This is a genomic window from Pseudoalteromonas sp. B131b (assembly GCF_037162545.1).
Taxonomy (GTDB): Bacteria; Pseudomonadota; Gammaproteobacteria; order Enterobacterales; family Alteromonadaceae; genus Pseudoalteromonas; species Pseudoalteromonas fuliginea.
Map to the genome: position 1 here is coordinate 511,441 of NZ_JARLUZ010000001.1, position 24,948 is coordinate 536,388.

8 protein-coding genes and 8 pseudogenes are annotated in these 24,948 nt (G+C 39.4%); 3 read left to right on the plus strand and 13 right to left on the minus strand.

Translation table 11 applies throughout. From position 1 onward, the window contains the following. Positions 1 to 9 precede the first annotated feature (9 nt). Positions 10 to 2,242, minus strand: a pseudogene (locus P4S65_RS02490) (ABC transporter permease subunit). 382 nt (positions 2,243 to 2,624) lie between these two features. On the opposite strand from P4S65_RS02490, the gene P4S65_RS02495 reads away from it, so the two are divergent. The 3 genes and pseudogenes from P4S65_RS02495 (at position 2,625) to P4S65_RS02505 (ending at position 6,793) form a co-directional block, all read left to right on the plus strand. Next, positions 2,625 to 3,131, plus strand: a complete 507-nt coding sequence (locus P4S65_RS02495) for a glycine cleavage system protein R (RefSeq protein WP_007375981.1) — start codon at positions 2,625 to 2,627, stop codon at positions 3,129 to 3,131. Between the two features lie 96 nt (positions 3,132 to 3,227). Further along, positions 3,228 to 5,314: pseudogene (gene ppk1, locus P4S65_RS02500) on the plus strand (polyphosphate kinase 1). Next, positions 5,307 to 6,793 (plus strand): annotated as a pseudogene (locus P4S65_RS02505) (Ppx/GppA phosphatase family protein). The pseudogenes ppk1 and P4S65_RS02505 overlap by 8 nt, the downstream one beginning before the upstream one ends. 47 nt (positions 6,794 to 6,840) lie before the next feature. On the opposite strand, the pseudogene P4S65_RS02510 reads toward P4S65_RS02505, so the two are convergent. The 12 genes and pseudogenes from P4S65_RS02510 to P4S65_RS02570 all read right to left on the minus strand — a co-directional run bounded on the left by P4S65_RS02510 (position 6,841) and on the right by P4S65_RS02570 (position 24,935). Then, a pseudogene (locus tag P4S65_RS02510) lies at positions 6,841 to 7,295 on the minus strand (hypothetical protein). Between the two features lie 197 nt (positions 7,296 to 7,492). Beyond that, positions 7,493 to 7,891: pseudogene (locus tag P4S65_RS02515) on the minus strand (efflux RND transporter permease subunit); the annotation flags it as partial. A gap of 205 nt (positions 7,892 to 8,096) precedes the next feature. Continuing rightward, positions 8,097 to 9,071, minus strand: a pseudogene (locus P4S65_RS02520) (transposase). A gap of 170 nt (positions 9,072 to 9,241) precedes the next feature. After that, a pseudogene (locus tag P4S65_RS21855) lies at positions 9,242 to 10,205 on the minus strand (IS30 family transposase). A 141-nt stretch (positions 10,206 to 10,346) separates the two neighbouring features. Beyond that, complete coding sequence (locus P4S65_RS02535) at positions 10,347 to 10,985, minus strand: HEAT repeat domain-containing protein (RefSeq protein ID WP_337119510.1); 639 nt, start codon at positions 10,983 to 10,985, stop codon at positions 10,347 to 10,349. Then, a complete protein-coding gene (locus P4S65_RS02540) occupies positions 10,985 to 15,526 on the minus strand; it encodes an RHS repeat domain-containing protein (protein WP_337119511.1) in 4,542 nt (1,513 codons plus the stop codon). Before P4S65_RS02540 ends, P4S65_RS02535 begins: the two co-directional genes overlap by 1 nt. 80 nt (positions 15,527 to 15,606) lie before the next feature. Then, positions 15,607 to 16,257, minus strand: coding sequence for a hypothetical protein (locus P4S65_RS02545; protein WP_337119512.1), 651 nt, complete (start codon positions 16,255 to 16,257; stop codon positions 15,607 to 15,609). A gap of 483 nt (positions 16,258 to 16,740) precedes the next feature. Next, on the minus strand, positions 16,741 to 18,237 hold the full coding sequence (locus tag P4S65_RS02550) for a SpvB/TcaC N-terminal domain-containing protein (RefSeq protein WP_337119513.1): 1,497 nt from the start codon (positions 18,235 to 18,237) through the stop codon (positions 16,741 to 16,743). A 170-nt stretch (positions 18,238 to 18,407) separates the two neighbouring features. Then, the gene (locus P4S65_RS02555; protein ID WP_337119514.1) at positions 18,408 to 21,524 is read right to left on the minus strand and encodes an efflux RND transporter permease subunit; all 3,117 of its coding nucleotides are present in this window, start codon (positions 21,522 to 21,524) and stop codon (positions 18,408 to 18,410) included. An 8-nt stretch (positions 21,525 to 21,532) separates the two neighbouring features. Continuing rightward, positions 21,533 to 23,095, minus strand: a complete 1,563-nt coding sequence (locus tag P4S65_RS02560; protein WP_337119515.1) for an efflux RND transporter periplasmic adaptor subunit — start codon at positions 23,093 to 23,095, stop codon at positions 21,533 to 21,535. Further along, positions 23,085 to 24,460 (minus strand): annotated as a pseudogene (locus P4S65_RS02565) (TolC family protein). Before P4S65_RS02565 ends, P4S65_RS02560 begins: the two are co-directional and overlap by 11 nt. 112 nt (positions 24,461 to 24,572) lie before the next feature. Then, on the minus strand, positions 24,573 to 24,935 hold the full coding sequence (locus P4S65_RS02570) for a hypothetical protein (protein ID WP_337119516.1): 363 nt from the start codon (positions 24,933 to 24,935) through the stop codon (positions 24,573 to 24,575). Positions 24,936 to 24,948: the final 13 nt, after the last annotated feature.

Sequence of the window (24,948 nt, forward strand, 5' to 3'; positions counted from 1 at the left end):
TCTCTCCACTTACATTGAGCTGTATTTTTCACGTAGTTGCTGACGAACAAACTCAGCCACTGTGTTAAAAATGAAGGTGAATATGAATAGTACAAAAGCGGCTAAAAACAAAATTCTATAATGTGAACTACCCACTTCTGACTCTGGCATTTCCACCGCAATATTTGCCGCAAGAGTACGCATGCCTTGGAAAATACTCCAATCCATAATAGGTGTATTACCTGTCGCCATTAATACAATCATTGTTTCGCCAACTGCACGGCCTAACCCCATCATTACTGCTGAAAAAATACCTGGGCTGGCTGTTAGTAATACAACACGCACAAGCGTTTGCCACTGAGTAGCTCCCAGAGCTAATGAACCGTTTGATAAATGTTTTGGCACACTAAATACCGCATCTTCAGCAATCGAAAATATAGTAGGAATAACCGCAAACCCCATCGCAATACCAACAACTAACGAGTTTCGCTGATCGAACGTCATGCCTAATTCATTCGTTAAATATTGACGAACATTGCCATCAAACATCCACAGTTCAATTGTTTCGCTCATTGCGAACGAAAACCAGCCAATAAGTAACACAACCGGAATAAGGATGATTGAATGAGAACCTTCTGGTATTTTATGGCGAATGCTTGCTGGCAACTTTGTCCAGCCTAATGCCGTACCTAAAATGCCCAATGGCAGTAATACTAATAACCCAACAATGGCTGGCAAATGCTCTTCAATTAAAGGAGCCAACCAAAGACCAGCTAAAAAACCTAAAATAACAGTGGGTAATGCTTCCATTATTTCTACGGTTGGTTTCACTACCTTACGAAGCTCACTCGACATAAAGTAGGCTGTATAAATGGCTGCAGAAAGTGCAATAGGTACCGCAAATAACATGGCATAAAATGCTGCCTTTATTGTGCCAAACGAAATAGGTACGAGTGAAAACTTAGATTCAAAGTCATCACTTGCTGATGTTGACTGCCAAATATAACCCGGCTCAGGGTAGCCTTCGTACCATACTTCTTCCCATAGCGCAGACCAGGTTACCTCAGGGTGTTCGTTATGTATTTCAAGTACCGTAAGTTTATTGTCAGCTAAAATTAATGCGGCGTTAGAGCGTGGTGCAATAGCAAAGTCTTTAATAGCACCTTCACTCACCTTGCCTTGCCATAATTTGGCTTCGCTTGTTGTATAGTACACACCAAGTTCGCCATTACTGCTGGTAGTAAAAAAGTTCGGCGATAAAACTCTGTAAATATATTTAACTTACTTTGTTTGCTTGTTTCAAATGAGCGGATTTTTTGATATTCACGACCAGTCTCAGTATTTACTTCAAACCATTGTGAAACCTCACCATTATCATTAGCAAGCATCAATGAGTTAGCACCGGCAAGTAATTGTGCAGATACTATATTTGCATTTTCTTCATTTGCCGAAAGTAATTGAATTAGCTCAACGTCGCTTGAATCGCGTGTATCGTATACATAAATTTGATTAGCTGAACGAATAAAAGTACGCGTTGTATCAGGTGAAATTAAAAGCTCATCGACGCGCCCTTCAATGTTCAACTCAGTACGTTCAACAACCCATTCTACCTCGCCAGTAAACATGTTTTCTTCAGCTACAAAGCTACTAAACAAAACACGTTTGTCAGCCGTTAATGCCACAACAGCTGTTTTATCTTCATAATGACTAAATGCAAAACGCGATATAGCAGCGCCTTCTTCATCTACTTCTAGCGCCATTTCGCCAAGTGGATAATCAACTCGCGGCGTTAATTTACGTTCATTATTTGGAAACGTGACTAAAAATTTAGGTGCAACAATCACCACCGAACCGTTTTGTAAGCCATAGGCATATTGCCCCTGAAACGGTGCGCTGGTCGCAAAGCTACTCACTTCACTTGGTAGTTCTACATCAAGTGTTTTAAGTTTTTTACCAAAACTAGCTTTTTCTACATTGTAAAAATCTACATTGCCTTGCTTGCTAAGTAAAAAAGCAACTTCTGTTTGCTCTTCAACACCTAAACCAACAATTTGATCTGCATTGGCAACATTGAAACTGTCGCGCTTTTCAACTTTTGCTGATTCAAAAATCGGTTGTACTACATAAAGGAGGTAGAAAAAATTAATAGCAGCGCTATTAATACCATTACTCCACCTGCGGTTATGCCAAACTTGGCAAACCGATCTTTAAATAGACGGCTTCGATCCGTATTAAAAGTCGGCTTATTCGGATTGGAAGTCATCAAAACACCCTTAAATCTTAACGTTGCATAAATTATATTTCATCAAGATGACAGTATTGTTACAGCGGTAACAATAAACCTTTTTAGCCAGGTAATAATAAGGTGGTTTAATTCATTGCATATTTTGCATTAAACGAATAGTTTATAAGTGAACTTAATTATAAATTTATTGGACAAAGTATTTATCGAGGTCAATACTGAAAGGCGCCTAATAAATAACAATAGCAATGAGCTAAGCACCTAGTGCACATTGCTAGACGCGCACAACTCTAGGGTTTGAACCTATCGTTTATAAAACAACCCATAATATTTAGATTTAAGTTAGATAAACACTTAATGCCTATGCATTTACCTTCTTTGGGCTTAAAAAAGAGAATTATTTATGAAGCAGTTGGTTATAACAATTTTAGGGAAAGATCGCCCTGGCTTAGTAGAAAGCATCTCAACCATTATTTTAAAAAATAACGGTAATTGGCTCAGCAGTAACTTAAGTCATTTGCTTGGTCACTTTGCGGGGATCATACAGCTAGAGGTCGCTGAAGAGCATTTACAATCACTTCAAAATGCATTAAACGCATTGCCTAAGCTTGATGTACGTATTGAAACCGGCAATACAGAAATAGAACATGTTGAACTTGAACAGCTAAACTTTGTGATTACAGGAAACGATCGCCCTGGAATAGTACAAGAACTTGCCAGTGTTATTCGCCATAAGGGCGCTAACATTACCCATTTAAACTCAAGGCAACAGAGCGCCCCAAACTGGGGAGTCCCTATTTTTAGCGCCGTAGCTACCATAACGTTACCCAATGGAATGAATAAAGATGAAGTAATTGATGCTCTCGAATCGATAACTAGCGATTTGATTGTTGATGTTGAAGACGTTTAAGTTTCCTTAATGCGTGTCATAAACCTGACACGCATGTCATTTTAATGTCATGAACTTGCACTATATTTTATTTAGCATCTAATCGCGGAATAAAATATGAATGCCCATACAGGAAAAACGCAAGTTATTGAATATTTTGCAAAAGAGTTAAGCTGGCTATCGTTTAACGAGCGCGTATTACAAGAAGCAAAAGACAAAAGTAACCCAATCATTGAGCGTATGCGTTTCTTAGGTATCTTTTCAAACAACCTTGATGAGTTTTTCAGAGTTCGAGTGGCCGATGTTAAGCGTCGTATTTTATTAAGCAAACTACCTGATGCTAATTTTGAAGAAGACGAAGTTCTTTTAGGCCAAGTACAAAAAAAGTATTATTGCTTGGTAAAAAATTTAACCAAGTTCACCAGCAAATTTTAAGTGACTTAACCGCACATAACATCCATGTTGATCGTCCTGAAAAGCTAAGCGAATTCCATTTAAATTGGTTGAAAATTTACTTTAATGACAATGTACTACAGCATATCTCGCCCATATTACTTGATGAAAATAAAGATTACTCAGATTACGTTAACGACACCATGACCTATCTATTCGTAGAAATGTGTGACGAAAAAAGCCATTACGCTATGCTCGAAGTACCCACAGACCGCGTGCCAAGATTTATAAATTTACCGTCTGAAAAAACTCGTCGCCATAAAACAATTGTGATGCTTGATGACGTTATTTTATATTTTTTAAATGATGTTTTTAATAGCTTTTTTAGTTTTAAAACAATTCAAGGTTACTCAATTAAGCTTACTCGCGATGCAGAATACAATCTTGATGATGAACTAGAAGAGGGCTTATTAGATAAAATGTCTAAAGGCCTCAAACAGCGTATTTACGCAGAGCCCGTTCGTTTGGTATATGACGAAACCATGCCTGATAATATGCTTAAAGTAATGAAAAAGCGCCTGAGCGTAACTCATCACGACGCACTTATCCCAGCAGGTCGTTATCGTAACTTTAGAGACTTTATAGCCTTTCCTAATGTAGGGCGTCAGTACCTTGAAAATAAACCGCTGCCGGCATTACAAAGCACTGCATTTAATAAACACACCAGCGTATTTGATGCTATTAGCGAACAAGATATTCTCCTTTATTATCCGTACCACACATTTAACCACTTACTAGAGTATGTGCGTCAAGCAGCATTCGACCCAAAAGTTACGCAAATTAAAGTTAATATTTATCGCGTTGCCAGTAAATCTCGATTGATATCATCACTCATCAATGCCGCTAAAAATGGTAAACAAGTCACTGTAATGGTCGAGCTAAAAGCCCGCTTTGATGAACAAAATAATATCGAGTGGGCAAAGATATTAAGCGGCGCAGGTATTAGAGTGATTTTTGGTATACCCGCGTTAAAAGTACACAGTAAGTTATGTATTATTCATCGTAAAGAGAAAGGTCAAATAGTAAAGTATGCACACATTGGCACTGGTAACTTTCACGAAAAAACAGCAAAAATCTATACCGACTTTAGTTTATTCACAAAACATGGTGGGATCTGCGAGGAATGCGATAGCGTATTTAAATTTATAGAAAGTAGCTACAAACCTTTTAATTTTGAATACTTAATGCTGTCACCTGTAAATGCTCGTGACACTTTACTTGATTTAATCGATAAAGAAATTCAGCATGTAGAGAACGGTTGTGCAGGTGAAATTACTATTAAAGTAAACAACCTTGTTGATAAACAGCTTGTTGATAAACTCTACTACGCTGGTCGTCGCGGCGTTAAAATACGTATAATTGTACGTGGCATGTGTTCATTAATACCTGGGGTAGCTAGATTTAGCGACAATATAAGAATAATAAGCATTGTAGATCGCTTTTTAGAACACCCAAGGGTAATGGTTTTTGGTAATAACGCAAACGACAAAGTTTATATTTCATCTGCTGATTTGATGACCCGTAATCTCGATCACCGCGTTGAGGTAGGTGTGCCTATTTTAGATGCGAAATTAAAGCAGCTCATTATTGATATTCTAGAACTGCAATTTAAAGACCGTACAAAAGCACGCTTAATCGATAGCGAACAAAAAAATGCCTATGTAAGACGTGGAAACCGTAAAAAAATCCGCTCGCAAATAGCGATTTATGACCACCTAAAAAAGTGGGAAGGTAACTATAATAATGGATGATCACCCCTCTATTGCCGCTGTCGACTTAGGCTCTAATAGCTTTCATTTAGTGGTTGCCCGTGAAGTGGATGGCACACTGCAAATTCTGCATAAAGAAAAGCAACGTGTATATTTAGCTGACGGGCTAGACGATAAATTTAGGCTAAGCCAGCAAGCAATTGATCGTGCCTTAATAGTGCTTAAACAATTTGCAAATACTCTACAAGACTTCCCTGCATGTAATGTAAAAGTAGCTGCAACGTATACTTTTAGACGAGCTAAAAATATCCATGCGTTCTTAACACAAGCCAGTAAGATCTTTCCATTTCATATTGATGTTATTGCAGGGCAAGAAGAGGCACGGCTCATTTATCAAGGTGTCGCGCATTATGTACACAATGAAGAAAACCGCTTAGTAATTGATATTGGCGGCGGCAGCACCGAGCTAATAATAGGTAAGCACTTTAAACATAAGTTACTCACAAGCCGAAATATAGGGTGCGTAAGTTATACCAAGCAATTTTTTAGTGACGGCATAATAAACGCCAAACGCTTTAATAAAGCAGAGATAAAAGCAGAACAAGAAATAGAGGTTATTTTTGCTAATTACATCAATGAGGGTTGGCAAAACGTTATTGGTACATCTGGCACTATTAAATCTATTTTGGCTATGGTGGGCGCCCAAAATCCGCATCAGCCTTGTATAACCTACAATGATTTAGTCACCCTTAAACAACAATTCATAAATGCCAGACATAGCGATAATTTACTCATTGAAGGTTTAACACCGGAACGACAGCAAAGTATTTGTGGCGGTTTAGCGATACTCATTGCTATTTTTAGAGAGTTTTTGATTAAAGAACTAACTTATAGTGATTTTTCGCTACGTGAAGGTTTATTACATGAAATGCAGCAAAAGTTGGCCGATAAAGACATTCGTAGCAATACCATTAATAACGTAAGTGATAGATACACTGTAGATAAAGCACATGCAATCCGTGTTACTAACACTGCAACTTGGCTTTATGAGCAACTTAAAGCGCCGTGGCAGCTTGATAACAATGATGATATTGCCTTGTTAACATGGGCTGCTAGTCTTCATGAAATTGGCCTATCAATTAACTCTTCGGGTATTAATAAACACAGCGCTTATATTGTTGCTAACAGCCAGCTGCCCGGCTTTACCCAACAAGAACAGGTAATATTAAGTTCGTTGATTCGCTTTTACCGGAAAAAATTAGGCTCGATGAGTTACCTGAATTCATAACTATTTCTCAGCAGCAAGTGCTCAAGCTTATTACTATTTTGCGTTTAGCGATTCTATTTAATCAAAAACGCCAAGTAAGCCAAAAACCCAATATGGAAATTAGCGCAAATAGCACCGGCTTATTTATAAAATTTTGCGATAACTACTTGCAAGAACACACACTACTACAAGCTGATTTAATACAAGAACAGCGTTACTTAAAGAAAGTGGGTATAGCGCTTGATTGCTCCTAAAACTAACATATATCAAAAGCAGGATCAGTAATACCCCGCTTTTTCAGCTACATATCCATATGACGGTTAGTGCTTTGCATCATTTGCTTTATGCCTTGCTTTTCGAGCTCTAATATTTGTTGAAGCTTTTCTTGTCCGCTTTGGGTTTCGGCGCGTTCAAGTAAGTATTCGTATAACTCAATTACTTTTTGATGTTGCTGTGCTAAATAGCCTTGAATAACTTCTTCATCAAATTGCTGATCTTTACTAATATCTTCAAAAGTAATTAGCTCAGGGTTTTTAGCAAAGTATTCATAACAGTACGTATCGAGCGTATTTATTTCGGTTATCGCTTTAAACCCGACCAAATCTTCAGCCAGTTTTTTTCATAATTTAAGTAATAGTCCACCAGCATTGCATTATGTTCATCAAGTAAATCCTTTACGCTATGAAAATTAGCCGCCATTTGCGTATGAAACAAAATGGTCCAATCGTATACCTCTTTAATTGTTTTAACTTGCATCTGCATTCCTTATTTAGTTGACTGAAGTACAATGTTGCGTAAAGCGTGCCAATTAAAAAGGTATTTAAAAACAGTTGGTTAATTTAAATATGAGTAATAACTAGCTATTTAATAGAACAACTTACAAATTATAGGTAATTTTTATAGAGCAATGCGTGGGAAGTAACCGCACTGCTCTATCGTCTTGTTGCTTTATATTATTTAAGTCCTTGTTTGCGCCACAGTAGGTAAACCGCAGGAATAACAAGTAAAGTAAGTACAATTGCACTGCCCATACCGCCAACCACAGGCGCTGCTATTCGGCTCATTACTTCGCTTGCTGTACCTGTGCCATACAGCACAGGCAGCAAACCGATAATAATGGTCGCAACAGTCATCATTACTGGGCGTACTCGAAGCCCTGCACCTTCAATGATAGCTTGCTGTAATTGCACTAAGCTAAGCGGTTTTCCGGCTTGCTCTGCTTCGAGGCACTTTTCTTGATAGGCTTGGTTTAAATACACCAACATAATGACCCCAATTTCTACCGCTACCCCAGCTAAGGCAATAAAGCCCACACCTACTGCAACTGAAAAGTTAAAGCCCTCTAGAGCTAAACTAAACAGCCACTCTAATCGAACAAACAAAAAGTTACTATTAAACTTAATTTTAGGTTAAGAATTTATCTTTTATCACCGAGTTACTTTCATTTCATCCATCAAATAAGTCACTAGTGCTCTTAATCTAAATTTCACGCATGAAAATAGCTGCATGGTGCAGTTGTGATTTATTACTGAACAGTTTTACTGAGTAGCTTACGTTTTATGCCAGTAACTTTTCGCAGTTACTGATATTCGCCCGCCGCTTTCTGTTTAAGTTTTTACAGTAACTTGCTTGTGAACTTGGCCTGCCTACTGCACCACGAAATACGCGCGTAAATTGCGTGGTGAGTTTTAACCAGTTTTCGGGGGATATATTCACTCTTTCGAGCAAGGGAAGGTTCATATTATCAATATGCCCGCGTTTGTCTTCTCGCATTATTCGCCCTGTTAGCTCAACAAGTTCTAGGTACGATTTAAGCTCAAACGGGAGCCCTTTTGGCATTGTTTGACGTGGCATGCCTGCAAAGCGAAGGAGCTGTTTTGGTTGTTTGCCTTCTTTTGCATATGTTAGACGTTGTTGGACACTGGTATGGTCTGATTCCTCTAGGGTGTTAGCCATTTTCGCTCTAATTGGGTTTAAATCTACATAGGCCATGCAGGCCGCAAGTGCTGCTTCATCTAATAATGCTTGAGACGTAAAGCGCCCCTCCCAAAAGCGGCCTGTGCAGTTATCTTCTTTATTTGCTCTGCGCGCAATGTCTTCATTTAATAACCGCATAAACCAACTGATACTTGATAAGCGCTCTCGCTATTGTTTAACCGTTTGATTGAAAAAGATGAGTTCAACTTTACTTAGCTTTTCACCTTGTACATATTTTTGCGTTAGCAATGTGCCTTTACAGAGTTTATGCCAGCGAATAATAATCGCTTTATCATTTAGCCTATTAGCTTTCTTATCATCAACATACAGTACTAAATGGGTGTGATTACTCATTACAGCATAAGCACATACGTCAATACAAAATATCTTAGCTAATTCCAGTAACTTATCTTCAACCCAGCCTCGTCGATGCTCATAAGACTTGCCTGTAAAACGGTCCTCCCCACATAAAAAAGCACGACGCACGCAACGTGAAATACAGTGATAGTATTTTGTATCAACCAAACTTATTTGTCGTTTTCTTGCGATGGCCATAAGACATTCTGCTTGTTTTTTGCACTAAATAAAGCGTAGTACTTTGAGCGTAAAAGTGCAAAATTTTGAGTGGATGTCTAGTTTATTCTCTTCTCTAGGGCAAACCCAAAGGGCTGAGCATGTTTGGAGTAACCCGAATTCAGGTTCCAAGTGCACCAAACCTTAAATCACTAATTAATAAAGACCTCTTCAGCTGTCTGATAATTTAGTATTTTCCTTGGGCGAGTATTAATTTTCATTACAACCTCTTGGAGTTGTTCATTAGTTATAGTTGAAAAATCAGTTTTCTTTGGGAAATAACGCCTGATCAGACCGTTTGTATGTTCATTTGTTCCTCGTTGCCACGAACAATAAGGATCAGCAAAGTAAATAATAAAATCTAGTTCTTCTTCCAAAGCTTTAAATTTCGAAAATTCTTTTCCATTATCCAAGGTCAGAGTTAACTGTTTATGCTCTGGAATCTCTTTAAACATCTCTACTGTAGCCGTATTGAATGACTCAGCTTGCTTAGTCTCTATTTTTTGCGCGATTAAATATCGAGAGCTACGGTCAACATGGGTTACAAAAACCAGAGCCCTTTTTGCCTTCAATTAAATCACCTTCCCAGTCACCTATTCGGCTTCTGTCTTCGACTATTTTTGGTCGTTCGCTAATACTTACTCTATTCTTAATTTGCCCACGTAAATCGCCATATTTACGTTGTTTACGTCTTTTTTTATGCCTCTTAGCTAAGTCTTTGTATAGCTCTCCACCTGCTTTAAAATCCTTAATCACCCATTGATAGATTGTTTCATGACTGACATGCATTAATTCATCTGACGGGTTATCCTTCTTAAGCCGACCTGCTATAGCATCTGGAGACCATCCTATTGCTATCTTACTCAGCACAAGCTCGTACAGTGCCTTATTGTTTCTTTTTCTTGCATGCCTAGAGACCTTCCTTCTTGCCATCGCTTTTTCGTGCGCTGCCTCATCGAAATAATCATAGTAGGGTGGCTTATTTCGCTTAACTTCACGCATGATAGTTGTATGGTGTCGATTTAATAGTTTACCAATGGATCGGCAGCTTTCGCCACTGTTGAATCGATAGTAGATAGCTTTTCGTTCGAAACTGTTAATATGTTCATAAGACATTCTGAATTCCCTCGATAATGAGTTTGGTCGCACTTACTACATTAGCAAATACTTCAGAATGTCATATTTTTTGGTGGGTTATGGTCAGTGGTGCACTTGCAAAATGAATTCGGGAATTTTAATTATTGCTAAAAACTTAACTTATAGCCTTTCTTCGATAAATTTTTGCAACGGCTCCCTTTTCAATGATTTACTTAATTTAGAAAGTATACTTTGGTAATCATTACTGAGTAAGTTAATAACAGAGAGCACTGCATTTTCAGCAATGCCTTCTTTTTCTTCCTGTATTATTTCTAACAAAATATGCAAATCCTTTCTTTCTCCAACCCAGCCAAGAGCTGTTATAGAATCCACTAAAACCAAATTGTTTGAACTAGAAATATATGCTCTAGCATATTCTCTTTGTTCTTTAATATTTATGGTTAAAGAGCTGACTCTCTTTAACTGCCCAATTAGAGCTGCAATATTCAAGCGAACAATAGGATTGGCAAAAATCTCATCAAATGACTCTGACTTTGGGTTACCTTTACTCCAAAAGCAAAATAAATACTCCTTTCTTTCTACCTTATTTGTCTTCAACCATCCATTATAAAGAGCATTTGATATTTCAAGCAAAGCACTCTCACATTCAAACTTAGCTTGAAGACTTTTAATATTTGGGTATTCACCGCAATTCAAGGTAGAAGCAATACTGATTTTTTCTGCCACACCTTCAGTCCAAACAGAAGAATAAGCTGTGGTCGAAGCTATAATCAAAAATAACGTTAGAATTGATTTCATTATTTTATTCCTATTGGTGTAGGTATAGACATAGTTCCAATAAATTGCCCTTTATTAGTTCTATATCTTATATAAGTACCGGGCAATGGTGTTCTGGTAAAAATATGCTCCGGTTTATTAGGGTAACTTCCGCTAATAACCTTTCCTTTAGAAGACTTGGCTTTCCAAACTGTATGGCTATTTTTCGTAATAACGTCAACCCGAACTATTTTAAAAATTCCAACGCTTATTTTCAAACTGTGTACGTCTACATCTACGTTAGCCGCAAAAGAAATTGGACTACCGACTCTTAAATTAACAGCTTTCGCTATAGGTTGTTCACGAAGTAAATCTCCAAAATTAGGTAACTCCCCACCTAAAGATAGGCTACTTCTCCAATTAGAAGCAGTTAGGGAGTCCAAATCCATTTGATATAGTAAATCTTTTTCAATGTAACTACTCCTTTCTTCTCCATCAGGCACCACCAGATTAGATGGGTATCCTGTCAATGGCTCTCCTTTAAAACCTAATTCTTCACTTTTATTATAAACACCAGCCTTAGCTATTTGTTGTTGTGAACCTATATTACCAGCAAAATTACCACTAGCAGATTGCCCTCCGGCGCTACTCGTGTGACTTCCTTTTACTGAGCCATTCGATATCGTAGCAGAAAACTTAGTCGTTACCCCTCCTGATTTAACAGTACCACTCACCTTAGTGCCTGTTTGCCTTTTAATGTGGGAACCAGTTGGAGCTTCCATTATTTTCTTGGTCTTAATATCTTCTGCCACATATCCCGTAGGATCTGTCCCACTCAAAGGATTATTCATAATATACGAGTAGGGGTTAATCGATTGCGAGTTCCCTGGTGCTTGAATGAAGGGATCAACGGATAAGAAACGCCCAAGGTTATAATCGTACACCCGACCGTTCATATGAATAAACTCCACACTATCTAAATGCTCATGGTCAGTAAAGCCTCTTCGTGTTTTGGCATCCGCCATATCATCGAGTTTTGAATCTCCAAATGCTTTCAAGCCGCCACTGGCTAGCCGTGGTTTACCAAATGGGTCAAAATTTCGCTCTGCTTCTACTTGTCCGTTATGGTCGGTAAATACGCGTGCACTGCCTAAGCGGTCACGGTGAGTGTATCGAATGCTTGCACTGACCCCTGTCGTTTGGCTTATAACGGCTATGTCGTCTATGTAAGCTCGCCATGTGGTTTTGGTGCCGTCGATTTCTTCTTCATATAACTTATCGCTATAAAAAGTGGTTACGCTGCCATTCACTTGCTTAAAGCGCATGTGTTGTGGACCATAGGTAAAGGTGAGGGTTTTACCGTTTTTTATAATTTGTGCGGGTTTATCCATCGCGTTGTACGTTGCACTTGTAAGCCCATCACCTCGTGTCATATTACCACGTGCATCATAACTAAATACTTTCCAACTGCCGCTGCGTAGCACACGTTTTACTGCATTCGGCCCACCTGTTGCACCGTTAGTGTAATCGTATTGTGAGGCGTAATCCGATTTAGATAATAAATTACCCACAGCATCATAGCTGTAGTCAATCGTGGTAATGCCATTAACAGCGTTACTTTCTAAACGGTGCAGTGCATCGTAGCTGTAACTTTCACTAAAATTGTGCTGGTTGCCAATATTCCCTGTTGTGATATCAACAGCTTTTAAATTACCAAAGCCATCATACGCTGAGTAATTAACACTCATAATATTGCTATTATTTTTAGCAATGGTTTTAAGGGTCATCTGACCATTCTTAAGGCTGTAAGCGGTATTTTCACTTAACCCATTACCTAATGTCCCCTGTGATATATTACCAAACACATCATGTTCAGTGATAGTTTTAAACACATAACCACTGGCGGCATTTTTTACCTGCGTTTGATAGCCTGCATCGTTATAAATGTACTCTAAGGTAAGGTTATTCGGGTAACGTAGCCCTTTTACACGGCCATAGTTACTGTCGTAAAATGTGGTTGTTGTGTAGCTTTTACCACTACCAATAATAGTTTGGCTACTAGGACGGCCTCGACTATCGTATGCGTAATTTTTTGTTACGCCATTACCTGCCGCTTGATTTAACTGCCCTAGGCCATAGGTAGCGCCATCATAGCTATACGTTAACGTATTTTCACCTGTCGCGGTGCGTCGTGTAACGCGCCCAAGTACATCGGTTACATAACTAATGGTTTTATTATCCGCTCGGGATTCATGTTGTAATTCACCAAAACCATTATATTGAAAATTAGTGATACCTTGATTTGGATCGTTTACCTGTACTTTTTGACCAAGTGCATTGTACATTGCCACAATGTTATTGCCGTTAGCATCTTGAATAACGATTGGTAACCCTTGCCCATTATAGCTATAACGTGTAATTCCATTGTTTGCATCAGTTGTTTGCATTAGTTGCTTAAGGCTATTGTAAGTACGCGACATATCTAGCGTGATGCCATAACAACTATCATAAACTGTTATGCCTGTGGCAAGTTCGCTGTATTCGTAGTTTGTAGTCATATCACCGCAATGTTGATTGGTTACTTTTTCAGTTACGCGACCGAGTGTATCGTGTGCGGTATAAAATGTACCAAATACTGAGGCATGCTCTTTATGTGCTACAGATTCAAATGTTTTATAACCTACACTGTTATAAACAACATCACTGAATATCCAATCGCTATCAAAACCTTGTACGGCAGTGCGTAGTGTACGACCTAACTTATCTATATAGATTTTTTGGGCTGGTTGCCCGGCTGCCACCTTTAAGACTTGTAAAGCTGCGTGTTCGGGAGCTTGTGTATCCGGTGTTTGTACTGCACTGTACTGAATGGGCATACCCGCAGTTTGAACGCTGTACGGACGGTTGTAATCATCATAGCCATAGTTGGTTACTTGATAATTACTGCCACTGAGTTGTTGGCGTGTTTGGGTTACCTGCCCCGTGGCGGGGTTCACATTGGTATAACTTATATGCCCTTTAGCATTGATTTGCTTGTGGGGGAAATAGCCGTCGCTTGCCTCGCTGATGCCATTTTTACTGTACGTAGTTGATGTCGTCCGCGTTTGGTCAACCCAACTGCCGCTACTGTTGCGTACTTTGGTTGTTTGACTTACAAGGTGCGGTAAGCCGTAATCATTAAAAGCAGTCGTAACTGTACTGCCATTACCCGAAATAGCTGAGCCTATTTTACCACTAATTTCGACTACACCAGCCTGACGACTGCTATGATATTGAGAATAAACAGTTGTATTAGATGTTTTTTGATCGAGTGTTACATTCGTTATTGGATCATTACTATTACGCTCTTTAATTGCGTTTTTTGTCACTGTTTTATTAGTGAGTTTATTTAACCACCAACTGCTTTCATCGATTTGATAAGTACTACTTTGGGACGTTGTATACACTCCCCAGTCGTCATTAATCTCTACCGAGTTGGCTGTTACATTTGCATATTCATCAATTCCAATTATGGTTTTATTGGTAGATGTAACAACACTTTTAGAATCAAGATCTCGCGTTAGCTGCGTTGTAGAACGAGGATATACATTATAAACACCTGATATAGTATGGTTCAGGTTATCCTGCCAGTCAGTACTTGAATAGCTTAATGCATTAGCTTCCAGACTTGCTGATTGTAATAAATTATAACTTCGCACGTTATAGTCATTTACCGCAAAAGTAGCTTGGCGTTCTAACTTACCCTGATACGGAAAGACTTGTTTAAAGTCTGATTGTGTAACGAGCCCTCGACTTACATCTTTTTCTATAATGCTTTTAAAGCCCATAAAACCACGGCCTTGGGCATTATAAACCGAACCTAAATAATTATAGCTGCGCTCATTCGTACCGCCAACCCCATTACTTTGTTTAAAACTAGTTACTACATACATTGATGAGGCAAAATTAAAGTATCCATTACCATTTACTATGTCACCTGAGAGTAAATCGTAATCAAGTTCATTACTTGAAAGCGGCCTTAAACGCCATTGTGATTTAACACCTAAGCCATTTTCAACACTTTCAATGAGATCTGCTGGTGCATAATCGCTATTTGTAATTCCACTACCTGAGCCATAATTTCTACTTATAAAAATTCCGTAATCACTTTTATATTGCACAAATTCATTACCAAGAGATGCATCATTAAATGTTGTTAATTTCCCCGCTGAGTAATTTCTTCTATGATTAAAAACGAGGGAAGGGATACCTGTACCAAACACATCAATAAAAGTTGATTGATAGGCATGCCCAAGATAATTTGTTGGCTCTCTTCGAACTGAAAAACTATTACCTACTCCCTGTTCAAAATAAATAGCATCAAATCTATAAATGCTATTATCAACCGACTCACTGTTGATTGAAGTTATAGAACCAACATCTGAAGAGCTAAATCGCGAGCCGTATAGTTCATCGCCACAACGATTTTTAGTCCCTCCAATTTGACTTGGTATTAACGCACATGATTCATATATCCTCTCACCAGGTACAAGTACCTCTGGTACCCCATCATTATTAATATCTTGTACTTTAAATGCCCCCATAAATTTAAGAATATACCTTGTGTCAACTTCATTATTGCTAAGTCGTATATACGAAAAACGAGTTTCAAAAGGGTTAGAACCTAAGTTGATTTCGTTTTGAGCAAAATTCCTCCCCCAATGCTTAGTCTAGCAACTAACTTTATCGACGGTGTTGTACGCCACCCAATCCAGTCGCTTAACCCGTCCCCATTTATATCAATAAAATATGAAAAAACCGGATGTAAATCTTGATAATCACCATTATAAAGTATATCTAAATCATCTAAACCAACATTTGAAAAGTCACTGCCGCTATTGACTAATAAACTAGTTGGTATAGCTTGTGGATAAGGGTTATCTCTTGAAGCACCGCTGTCAGTTTTTATTATATCGGGCAGGCCATTACCTGTCATATCGCCCATAAATTGAAAGCCTCGACCTAGTATATTGGATGTTCCTTTACGTATTAAACCATAACTACCTATATACTGGCTTTCACTATATGGACGCTGAACTAAACCCGTGTGATAATAAAGTTTTAAAGACACCCCGCCTGAATTTGATGAATCATAAACCATCAGGTCAGGCCATCCATCACCGTTGTAATCTGCTATATGAACAGGGTGACTATCAGCTATGCCCAAGTTGGCACTATTTCCTAGCTCTACATTAGTAGTGACCATTCCACCATTTGTATATTTAATTACCATTAGCCCATTAACATTTGACCAATCATCACTTTTACCATCCATGTTAAAGTCACCATCAACGCAAATTAATTGCCTGTTATAGCTGTTTTGATAGCAAGGGTTAAACGCCAAATTATTATATGAAGAAAGTTCGGCCTCAGCATTAAGGTAAACTCCTGGCCAATCTCTTACTCCATCACCATTTAAGTCGCCTTGGGGTATATACTCAAATAAATTTAAAATATTAGGAAATAGCCTTTCTCCATTAGCTAAGCTTAGCGTATTTAACGCAACTGTTTGTTTATTATCACTCCAATCAATGTTCGTTATTGAAAAACAATTATCTGCACCTTCACACTGCTGAACTTTATTTAATAGCTCTCTATTTGAAGTTCGACTTAAGGTATAAGTTAAGTCATAAGACCTAACTACTTGACCATTATTTTCAACATTAATTGCTTTTAACTGCTGTGATGATGAGTAATTTCCTCCTGCTATATAACCACTTTTAAACCTGTTATTACTTTCGTAAGCGAAAGTAATTGATTAGCTCCCTTTTGAACTAACACTATTTCCTGTGTAAGCTATTCCACTTAATAGCGTTTCACCGACTCCAAACTCTTCATATTTATAATGAATATAATTTTTCGCAGTAGCATCATGTTGATATTCAATTAACCACGAATACGCAGCACTTTTACCACCATGCACTAAGCGTGAATTGCTGGTTTTACCAAAATAAGCAACATGCCCATTTTTATATTCGGCTTTAAACCACGTCGACGTGCCATTAAGAGAACCGCTTTGCGTAACGCGAGTGAAGCTATCTATTTCTGTGCGATATTCAGTGCCTGAATTACCATAAGAGCCTAATGTTGCGATTAAACGTTGGCCGTCTAGGCACAAACGGTCATTACTGTTGTATTGTGGGTTTTGACTAAAACCATCTTGTGCATAAGTTGCAGCGCAGCGTGTAATACTTGAACCTGCTGTTAATGACCAACCCACACCGGCTATCCCCTTGCCGCTGCGTGATGAATAATTGAGCGACACTTCCGGTTGCATGCCTACACGCCCTGGCGGTAATTCAATAGGAATGTGGTAGGTTGCTGCGCCACCATCAACCCCGGCTTGACCCTTAATAGTTCCCACACCACTAACCGTTGGCGACCCCACTGGTTCGAACTCCAACTCATTATTAGGCGTTATTGCTGCCAACGCTGCAAACTGAGAGGTTTGCTCCAAAATTGTATAATCTTGAAGCACCACATCACTATCAGGCCAACCTGACTTTATTGCTTTAGCGCACACGCGTTGACTGCGCGTTAAATTAAATGCACTTGTATAGCTCAGCCAGCTACCGTTATCGCAACTTGTACCGTTATTAACTAGCTTATACTTGATTGTGTAACTTGAACTAATTGATATTGCCGTACCGGAAAGGATTGATTCTGAGGCCGGAGTAATACTGGGTTTTTCTAACTTAGGTTTTGCAGGAGCTGTAATAACAGGGCCTACCAAATAATCACTATAGATAATTTTCCTTGGCCCTACCTCTGTTTTAGAGTAATCAGTCCCAGCTTTAACTCTAAACCGGTAGCTGGCATAGTTAGTTAATGTAAAGTGGTAAATTTTTCCTGTAGTTGTTGCAACAACCCTATAAGCACCGCCAGCTTCAGATACTTCAACAACAAAGTGCGTAGTAAGATTACAATTACCATTACAAGGCAGAACACTGAAAGTATTTTTACTCTGGCTTTCAAGAGCTCCATTGAAAGTTTTTGCAGAAAAAACCTCCAATTCGCCACCATCATTAACTCCCCAATCCCAAGAGACAGATATAGCGTTATCACTTTTGCTATAATTAAAATTAGTTGGTGCAGAAGGAGCATAACTAATACCACCGAATGGGGGCCGTAAGGTAAAATCAGCGAGAGTAAAACTTGAATTACTCAACGTAAAACACGAATAACTAAGTGTGAGTAAATAAAAACAAGTAAACAGTGCTTTTTGTATAATATGCTGCCAGTGTAAATACTTCATTATTCGTTCCTTAAATAAAATTACCGTTTATTATTAACAAAAAAATAAATCAACACAATTAATTATTATTAATTTAACAAATTAATAATATCTAACTAGCGATAATGAAGGTATTCTAAAAACAACTCTGGTATGTAGGGAATAAATACTTGGCTTACTCCCTAATACTTTTACCAATCTCGCTTACGCCATAGTAAGTAAACCGCAGGAATAACAAGTAAAGTAAGTACAATTGCACTGCCCATACCACCCACCATAGGCGCTGCTATCCGGCTCATTACTTCGCCTCCGGTGCCTGTGCCATACAGCACAGGTAGCAAGCCAATAATAATGGTAGCAACAGTCATCATTACTGGGCGTACTCGAAGCCCTGCACCTTCAATAATAGCTTGCTGTAATTGCACTAAACTAAGTGGCTTACCTGCCTGCTCTGCTTCGATGCATTTTTCTTGATAGGCCTGGTTTAAATACACCAGCATAATGACCCCTATCTCTACCGCTACCCCAGCTAAGGCAATAAAGCCCACACCTACTGCAACTGAAAAGTTAAAGCCCTCTAAATACATTAGCCATACGCCACCAATCATTGCCAGTGGCAACGTAGCCATAATAATAGTGACCTCAGCAAAGCTTCTAAAATTAAGGTAAAGCAACACAATAATTATTGCTAATGTAAGTGGTAATACATAAGTCAGTTTGTCTTTAGCGCGCTGCATGTATTCATACTGCCCAGCCCACGTAATTGAGTAGCCAGCTGGTAGTATTAGGTCTTTATCGAGCACTTGCTGAGCGTGCTCAACGTAAGTACCAATATCAACGCCATCTATATCAATAAAGCTCCAACCGTTTAAACGTGCATTTTCGCTTTTTATACCAGGCGGTCCATCTTCAATAAATACATTGGCTACATCACCAAGTGCTATACGCTGCCCTGTAGGCGTTACAATGGGTAACAACATTAGTTCTTCTGGCGAGTCTCTGTATGCTTGCGGGTAACGCAAATTAACTGGGTAGCGCTCTTGCCCTTCTACGGTTTGTGTTACGTTTGTACCACCAATTGCTGTAGATACAACTTGCTGTACGTCGCTAATGTTTAAACTATAACGCGCCGCTTTTTCTCGGTTTATATCTACTTTTATATAACGCCCACCTGCTACTCGCTCTGAGTAAACCGATGCGGTGCCTTGCACATCTTTTAAAAGCACTTCTATTTGTTGACCAATTTTTTGAATTTCACTCAACTTTGGTCCCGCAACTTTAATGCCCACAGGGGTTTTAATACCGGTTGCGAGCATATCAATACGTGTTTTAATTGGCATTACCCACGCGTTCGTCAACCCCGGAAACTTAACCAAACCGTCGAGTTCTTTTTTAAGTTTTTCAAGGGTCATACCCTCGCGCCATTCGTTTTTTGGTTTTAACTGAATAAACGTCTCTATCATTGTAAGCGGTGCAGGATCTGTTGCTGTTTCTGCTCGCCCAACTTTACCAAATACTGTTTTAACCTCGGGTACTGTGGCAATTAGCTTGTCGGTTTGCTGTAGTATTTCGCGCGCTTTACCTACCGATAAACCAGGATACGTTGTGGGCATATACATTAAATCGCCCTCATCGAGTGGCGGAATAAATTCACTGCCTATTTTATTTACCGGGTAAAAGCCAATAACAGAAACAACCACCGCGAGTACCAATGTCATTTTTGGAAATTTAAGCACCCAGTTAAGTAGTGGGCGATACGCTGCGACGAGTAATCGGTTAACTGGATTTTTTTGCTCCGAAATAACTTTACCTCTAATAAAGTAACCCATTAATACCGGCACTAAGGTAATCGCAAGCCCAGCAGACGCTGCCATAGCATAGGTTTTAGTGTAAGCCAGTGGCGCAAACATACGTCCTTCTTGCGCTTCTAAAATAAATACCGGCATAAAGCTGACGGTAATAATTAATAAACTAAAAAATAATGCAGGACCCACTTCACTCGCCGATTTAGCCACAACTTCCCAGCGGTTTTCGTTGGTAAGGGGCGTTTTCTCCATATGTTTATGCATATTTTCAATCATGACGATAGCACCGTCGGTCATTGCACCTATCGCTATTGCAATTCCCCCTAAAGACATAATATTGGCGTTAATCCCCTGCCAATACATAACTATAAATGCCGTTAAAATTCCAAGCGGTAATGTAATAATTGCCACCAATGATGAGCGCACATGAAACAAAAACACCACACACACTAAAGCAACTACAATCAGCTCTTCAATTAGCTTACTTGTTAGATTATCTACCGCGTTATTAATTAAGTTGGAGCGATCGTACACAGGGACTATTTCAACGCCCTCTGGTAATCCCTTTTTAAGCGATTCTAATTTTGCTTTTACCAGCTCAATAGTTTTTTGTGCATTTTCGCCATAGCGCATAATAACGATGCCGCCGGTTACTTCGCCCTCGCCATTTAGCTCTGCAATACCACGGCGCATTTGCGGCCCGACTCTAATATCAGCTACATCACGCAATTGCAGCGCAGTACCATTAGCGTTTACGCCAAGCGGAATAGCTTCTAGGTCGGCAACACTCTTAATGTAGCCGGTGCTTGTTACCATGTATTCAGCTTCAGCCATTTCAACTACTGAGGCGCCCATCTCTTGGTTGCCTTGTTGAATAGCAGTTTGAATAAGGCTAAGCGGGATACCATAAGCACGTAATTTATCGGGCTCTACATTGACTTGGTATTGCTTAACCATGCCACCAACAGCAGCCACTTCAGAGACTCCTGGTACGGTTTGTAGCTCAAACTTTAAAAACCAATCTTGTAAGCTTCGTAGCTGACTAATATCGTGTTTATTTGTTTTATCAACCAGTGCGTATAAGTAAATCCAACCTACGCCTGTTGCATCAGGACCAAGCTCTGGCGTAGCGCTATCGGGCAATCGATTTGCTACTTGACTTAGGTATTCTTGTACTCGGCTACGCGCCCAATACAAATCGGTTTTTTCGTCAAAAATAACGTAAACGTACGAGTCACCAAAAAACGAAAAACCCCTTACAGTTTGCGCACCCGGCACAGAAAGCATTGCTGTAGTGAGCGGAAATGTGACTTGGTCTTGCACTACTTGCGGCGCTTGCCCCGGGTAAGTAGTTTTTATAATGACCTGAACATCAGATAAGTCAGGCAAGGCATCCACGGGCGTATTTTTTATCGCAAACAACCCTCCACCCAGTAAAATTAATGTAAGCAACAACACAAAAAAGCGATTGCCAACAGACCAGCGAATAATGGCAGTTATCATAATGGCTCCTAGTGAGAACTGTGTTGCATAGGTTGCATAGTAGAATGATCAATCGGCTCTGCGTTTTGCGCTTTAGTGATTACAAATTCATCATTAATAATGCTAAAAGTAAAATTAATATACTGGGCATTTTCAAACTGACTAATATCAATATCTGGCGCTAATACAAAGTCCATTGTGGCGGGTTCTCGATTCCATTTTTCAATGGCTTCTCGACTAATATTTATAATGCGATTTTGTATATCTATGGCATTAATAGTGCCGTTAACCGTGGCGCTTTGTGGCTGCATATCCATGTTCATATTAGAGCCTGAACCAGAATCCGACCCCATACCTGAGCTAATACCAGAACTAGGTATTTCCATTCGTTTAAAGTCGGAGCTTTTACTCGACTCAGAATCTATTAAAAATTGCGCTGAGGTCACTACCGTGTCACCTGTCGTCACGCCTGACAAAATGACCGCTTCATTACTATTAATTTGCCCAACTTCGACTTCTACCGATTTAAAACGACCCTCACCTAATGCAATAACCACACGATTTTGATGCTGCGTGCGAATTACCGCTTCTTTAGGGACTGTAAATTGCGCTTTACTCGCTTTAGCGTGAATGCTCACTTGTGCAAACATATTTGGTTTTAACCGATGATCTGTATTTTCAAACCTGAGTCTTACACGTAGCGTCCGGTTTTTAGCATCAAGCGCGGGGTAAATGTAATCAACCTTACCTTCCCACTTTTGACCTTCTAAATAATCAAGCGTCATTGTAACGGGCAAGCCCACGCTAACTTGTTCTGATTGGCGCTCGAATACTTCTGCCTCTACCCAAATTTCATCAAGCTGAGCAATACTCATCATTGATGTGCCTGGTTTAACGTAAAAGCCTTCTCGTACTGTTAGCTCATCTACCACACCACTTTGCTTTGCGTAAAAAGTAATATTTTGCATTATCTTTTTATTTTTTTGTAAGCGCTCGATAAATCCATCAGATACATTTAACGACTCTAAACGCGCCTTTGCAGCGCGAATTAACACGGTATTATTACGATTCACCGCCAGTAAAAACTCTTCCTGTGCATTCACCAATTGTGGTGAATACAAAGTATATAAAGGCTCACCGGCTTTAACTTGTGCACCTTGCGCTTTAACGTACAAGCTTTCAATCCAGCCTTCTACACGCGGATGAATGTGAATAAGTTGGTCTTGGTTATATTGCACATACCCTACAGTATTTATATCGCTGTGAAGTGTTTTAAGCTCTACTTTGGCAGTTCTTACACCCAAGTTATTAACTACTGCAGGCGAAATAGTTACTGCACCTGGTCCATCCTGAGCGTTGCTATCGTTTTCATATACAGGGACTAAATCCATTCCCATTGGCGACAGCCCTGGCGCGTCACGCCTGTAATTACTATCCATAGGGGCTACCCAATATAAGGGCTGTTTTTCAGCACTTTGCTGTTCATGCATTGCCGAGCTGCTAGGTAAAAACTGCATTACTAAACCCCCAATTAACCCAACAGCGCCTGCGCCCACTAAGGCGGCAACAAGTAACTTTAAATTAGTATTCATTATGTAATTCTCCAGTTTGCTCGCTCATTACTTGGGGGTCTAAGCTACTTGCATAATAATTAAGGCGAGCGGTAATAATATGCTGATCTACTTGAATATTAAGCGCATCTATTTTGGCGTTAAGCTCACTAATACGCGCGCGCATCACGTCAGAAAAATCCCCATCGTCGCGCGTATAAGCGTTTAGTGTTGCTTGAGATTGCTCTGACATTTGCGGTAATAACGTATTTTGATAAAGCGTATCGCGTTTTTGCAAACGAGCGAGTTGGCTAAACTCCTTAAAGTACATGCCTTTGAGTTTTTGAAGCGCCACCAGCTTTTGTGTTTTAGTAGCTTCTGCACTAGCAATAGCCGATTTAACCTGTTGATCTTGTCTGTTATCAGTAAACAATGGCAAATCAACACTAAACCCTACCGAGAGTAAATCAGCTCGCGACTCCCCATCGGCGTATCATCTCGGTAACCATAACCCACATTAACGCCCATTTGAGGTTTGTAACTTTGCTTGGCGAGTGCAACTTCGGTTTGCTTTGCCGTGACGGTTTTATCTATCGCAATAATTGCGGGATGCGCCATAAGCAACTGTATTAATTTATCAAATTCAAGGTTTGCAAAATCAACCAGCCCTGTGGTTTTAGTAAATTCGGCATTTAAAGGCTGCATAAGCATATTCATAGGTAACCACTGTGCTAAACGGTTTTTAGCACTTTCAAATTGCTGCTCAAGCATAACCAGCTTATCTTCAAGGCGAGTGAGTTCTAATTGCGCACGAATAATATCTTGCTGGCGTGTTTTACCTAAGGTACTTGCGTAGCTTGCTTCGGTAATTTCAATAAGCTGAGTAAATAATCCTTTATCTTGCTCAATTAAAGCAATACTTCGCTGAGCACGATACGCGTTTAACCACGACTCAATCACAATTGCTTTTACTTGTGCTAAGCGATCGGCGCGCTGCCAAGAATATTGTTGAGCAGACTGAGCTAATGCCTTTTGTTTAAGCGCTAAACTATTCCCTCGGCTAAACTTTTGGCTCAAATCGACTTTAAGCTGTGTCATCCCTTCTTGATCAAACGCATAACCGTTAGTAGGCAAGTTAAGTAAGCCAACCGTTAAAACAGGATCGGGTAAGGTGCCTGCGGCAATACTTTGCGCTATTGCGGCATCTTCTTGGTAGCCACTCGCTTTTAGCCATGGCTCATGCGTTAGTGCATAATTAAGCGCTTGCGTTAAGCTAAGCGTTTGCTCATTGCGGGCTTGCTTTAGCGTATCGATCTTTAGATTATTTTGATTGTTTTGCGCATTAACAGCTGTGCTAAATAACACAACACTACATAACACGGCTTTAATACTTACAGCGTGGTTCATCACTTGCTCCATCTAAAAATAAAAGAAATTCTTAAATTAGGAAGCAAAAAAGGTGTTTAGGAATTACCAATAAACGGGGTTACCGCAATTTTTACATACACCTATCCTGCTATTAAGCAGACATAGGAGGGCGGTAAAGTGAACGAGGTATATTAATTTGTGTAGTAAATACACTTATATTTACTTTTTCAGATTCAAGTAAAGTAACGCTAAATAAAGTATCAACATTAAGCATTGAATTAGCAGCGCAGCCACTGATAGGGCATTTGCAATCATTTTGTGGTGTACTTTCGTCGTCGCAACAATCCATCTGCATCATATTTTCAGACATGCTAGCAACAGCTGTTGCATCACTACTGTGTGTCATTGGCATTTGGGCATGCATTGCTGTTTTTGTTGGCATATGTGGCATTTCGCATACCATAGCTACAGACGCAACTGCCTGACCCACAAAAGTGAGCAGTAAAGTTATCATGAGTAAACTAGAG